A 1,031-nucleotide genomic window follows, 5' to 3' on the forward strand; every position below is an offset into this window, starting at 1 on the left:
GGAGAAGACCCGTCCCACCCCCAGAAGGGTTTCTCTTGACCTCCGTACGCGCCCTCGCCGTCACCGTCGCGGCCGGTGCCGCCGTGCTCGCCACCGCGCTGCCGTCGTCCGCCATCAACTCCTACAACGCCACGCCCGCACCCGAACGCACCGAGGTCGGCGCGCTCGTGGCCACCTGGGACGACGACGGCAACCCCGCGACCCCCGACCGGGTCGACTGGGTCTGCTCCGGCACCATGATCGACGCGGACACCTTCCTGACCGCCGCCCACTGCACCACCGACTGGCCCGACAACGTGCGGTTCTACGTCTCCCTCGACCAGGACGTGCAGTCCGGGCTCGACGCGGCGGCCAAGAAATACCCGGGCAACCCGGCCGCGCAGGCCGCCGCCGTCGCCGTCCAGGGCACCGCCCACTCCCACCCCGACTACCCGGGGCCCGCCTCCGACACCCACGACATCGCGGTGGTCGAACTGCCCGCCGCCCAGGTCAAGGCCCGCTGGAGCTTCACCCCGGCCACCCTGCCCACCGCGAACCAGCTCGGCAGGCTCGGACCGCAGGGCCTGAACACCACCGACTGGCTCGTCGCCGGCTACGGCACCCAGGAGGCCGTCAACGGCCCCGGCGGCCAGACCCACCCCGGCGGCGGCGTCCGCATGAAGGCGCCCGTCACCTTCAACGCCCTCAACGACTCCTGGGCCCGACTGGCGATGACCGCCCCGCAGGGCAACGGAGGTGCCTGCTACGGCGATTCGGGCGGCCCCAACTTCGCCGTCATCGGCGGGCGGACCATCCTCGCCGCCACCACCATCACCGGCGACACCCCCTGCTACGCGACCAACGTGACGTACCGCCTGGACACCCCCGGCGCCCGTGCCTTCCTGGCACCGTTCGTCAAGCTCCCGTAACCCGCGCCGACGGCCACCCGACACACCCGGACACCCGGACACCCGGCCACCCGGCCACCCGGCCACCCGGCATGATCGACCGCCCCGCCGCACCGGGCACCATCCGGAGCGGCGGGGCGCCGC

Annotated in this window: 1 protein-coding gene; it reads left to right on the forward strand. The window is 73.6% G+C overall.

Annotation, left to right across the window (positions count from 1 at the left end):
- Positions 1–35 precede the first annotated feature (35 nt).
- Entirely contained in the window at positions 36–908 is an 873-nt protein-coding gene (locus CA983_RS44040; RefSeq protein WP_107500369.1) for a trypsin-like serine protease, read from the forward strand.
- The last annotated feature ends 123 nt before the right edge of the window (positions 909–1,031 follow it).

Origin of the sequence: Streptomyces swartbergensis (genome assembly GCF_002148965.1) — a bacterium.
In the GTDB taxonomy this organism is placed as follows: domain Bacteria; phylum Actinomycetota; class Actinomycetes; order Streptomycetales; family Streptomycetaceae; genus Streptomyces; species Streptomyces swartbergensis.